Source organism: Gordonibacter sp., from assembly GCF_036667095.1.
Taxonomy (GTDB): domain Bacteria; phylum Actinomycetota; class Coriobacteriia; order Coriobacteriales; family Eggerthellaceae; genus Gordonibacter.
The window spans coordinates 1-2,325 of record NZ_JAVWUP010000308.1 but is presented as its reverse complement, the minus strand read 5'-3'; the positions used below and the strand labels follow the sequence as shown (position 1 = coordinate 2,325).

General features: G+C 51.1%; 3 protein-coding genes and 1 pseudogene. 2 read left to right on the top strand and 2 right to left on the bottom strand.

Going from position 1 to position 2,325, the window contains the following annotated elements:
- Positions 1-163 precede the first annotated feature (163 nt).
- Positions 164-631 (bottom strand): hypothetical protein, encoded by a 468-nt coding sequence (locus RR842_RS14040; protein WP_332713880.1) that lies wholly within the window; start codon positions 629-631, stop codon positions 164-166.
- A 9-nt stretch (positions 632-640) separates the two neighbouring features.
- Positions 641-763, bottom strand: a pseudogene (locus tag RR842_RS14035) (type IV toxin-antitoxin system AbiEi family antitoxin domain-containing protein); the annotation flags it as partial.
- Positions 764-1,393: 630 nt separating this feature from the next.
- Here RR842_RS14035 and RR842_RS14030 point away from each other — a divergent pair.
- Together RR842_RS14030 and RR842_RS14025 are read left to right on the top strand one after the other, a co-directional pair.
- Positions 1,394-1,915 (top strand): type IV toxin-antitoxin system AbiEi family antitoxin domain-containing protein, encoded by a 522-nt coding sequence (locus RR842_RS14030; protein WP_332518554.1) that lies wholly within the window; start codon positions 1,394-1,396, stop codon positions 1,913-1,915.
- Positions 1,912-2,322: a hypothetical protein gene (locus RR842_RS14025; protein WP_332730199.1), complete on the top strand. Its 411-nt coding sequence runs from the start codon at positions 1,912-1,914 to the stop codon at positions 2,320-2,322. Before RR842_RS14030 ends, RR842_RS14025 begins: the two co-directional genes overlap by 4 nt.
- Positions 2,323-2,325 lie beyond the last annotated feature (3 nt).

The window sequence follows — 2,325 nt, the reverse complement described above, 5'->3', positions numbered from 1 at the left end:
CTCAGGCCACCTTTGAGCATGAAAGGCGAATCCGGCCTGCTGAACACGCGGCACAGAAACCTGTGGAAGTAGAATCCCGAAACGGCTCTACCGGTATCGAGAGGGGATGCCTTCGCGACGGCTTTGACCGCCATCTCCAGAGCCGCAGGGGTCCTATAGGTCATTATTCTTTCCTTTCGAAAAGTCGCTCCATCGTCTTTTTCGCCTTGGTGGATGCCTTCGTTTGCGACACAAGATGCTCCAGCCTCTCCTCATCGAGTCCTTTCACCCGTGCGTCGGAAAGTGCGTCCTGAACAAGCGATGGATCCTCGCCGTCGAGAACGAGATCGATCAAAGTGCGCTCAGTGCGCGTCACAGGGATGCCGTGGACGAAAGACACGTCGTCACGCTGGATGCTACGTGCCCCGAACCTTGTTTCAGTATTGCGTGAACCGAAGCGTCTTGGAGCGAGGATTCGATAGGGGGAGAGATAGAAGTCCCCGATGCCGAGTATTGAGGCCGCCGTGCTCCCTGCGACGGCTACGCCGTCCCAAGCGGCGACCGGCATTCGCTCATGCGTCATCTTCGAAGGATCGGTGAGCTTCCAGATGGCCACTAGGTCATCGAGTTGCGATGCCGGTGTTCCGGCCATTCGGTATGCTCCATGGGCGATGCGCACAAGCCCCCCTGCTTCGCATGCCTTTGCGACCACGTTGCGCGGCACGCCGAAACGCAATGCCTGCGCAGTGGTGAAAACACCCTCCGAAGCCGAAAGCTCGTTCATTGTAGATTGGTAGCTGTTTCTATTCATGCTGCAATTGTATCGCTACAGAATACTTTTGCAACATTTTTAGGACTTTTCAGATAAATGGATTCTATTCGAAACAAGGAACCCAGCGTATCTCGAAAATGCGGTCGACGCGGTAAACGCATGGATTCGCGCCATCGCTGCGAGTGCGTAGCCAGAACGCCTTGGAATGAGCTGGCGAAACGCATGCGCCGGCACGTCGAACGACCTCTTGTTCTGAAAAAGGACTCGAAGCCAAAAGGCACATGGTATCGCCCTTCTGTTCTAACAGGGAATTATACATACCTACTGAGGACCTTGACGTATGTTGATCTGGTATTACGTCATTCGGTAAGTAATACGAACGAACATGAGGGCGGACGAGGGAACACCGCCGTGTACCATTTGTGTACCAAATCTGCCTAGCTCGTGTACCACGCAATATTCTTACGCAACGAACTAGCACCTCACCTTGATACCCAACTTGAAGGCTTACGCATTTAGCAAATGCAAATACAAGGATGGCCAGGAACAAAAAACCGACGGCAATTACCGAACAAACAACTTCTGCTTTCTATTCACGATTGCCTATTGCCAAAACCTATACGTTTTTGTTAAGGTTTTGACATGACCTATTATGATGACATATATGAGATCGCTGTTGATAACTATGGCTTGATTACTTCTGCCGAAGCCAAAGAGCTCGGTGTGTCAGATCAGGATATGAGTATGCTAGCGAAACGTGGTCGTCTGGAAAAGCGCGGTCATGGCGTCTATAAACTAACGCGTTATGTTCCCACACCTTACGATGCCTATGCTGAAGCCGTGGTTCTCGTTGGCCCACATGCCTACCTTTACGGCGAATCAGTCATTGCAATGCTGGAACTGGCACCGACGAACCCTTCCCGTGTCTTCATAGCCACTCCATCACGCATCAGGAAGCAGCTGCCTGAATATATTGTGCTGGTTAAAACCGATGGTGCGATTACCCATTACGAGAACATTCCCTCTCAAAGCGCTTACGATGCTATCCGGGCATGTCGGGAAACTATGATGCCTGAAAGATTGGAAGACGCGACGCGCGAAGCCACACGTCAAGGCTATATTACCAATAAACAGGCGACTGAGCTTCTCGAAGAATTGGAGTGAGCATGGTGAGGCAGCCGAATACCAGAAGAAATCTCGACGTAGCAATCGAGAGAGCTTCTGGTTCTGGAAAGCGTTTCATACAGACGAGAATCCTAATAGCGAATACCATTGTGGGGCAAATGCTCTCAACTGGTGTGATAAAAGGCGGCAGTTCCTTGAAGTTTCGCTGGGGAGATAAAAATACTCGCTTTACCAACGACCTAGATACTGCCTACAACACCTCGCTTGATGAGTTCAAGACTGAAATGAACGAATCACTTGAAAAGGGATGGCATGGCTTTTCGGGAAGGTTGGTAGTGAAAAACCCCGCAAAACCAAAGGCGGTCCCTCCGCAATATGTGATGCAGCCCTTTGAGTTGACACTCCCCACGCCTAAAGGCGGGGGATTCTTCCTTCATCGCCGGTAGCCT

Excerpts from the sequence above, each read along its gene's own strand:
- RR842_RS14040 (WP_332713880.1), bottom strand. The coding sequence starts at position 631 with ATGGCCGGAACACCGGCATCGCAACTCGATGACCTAGTGGCCATCTGG.
- RR842_RS14030 (WP_332518554.1), top strand. The coding sequence starts at position 1,394 with ATGACCTATTATGATGACATATATGAGATCGCTGTTGATAACTATGGC.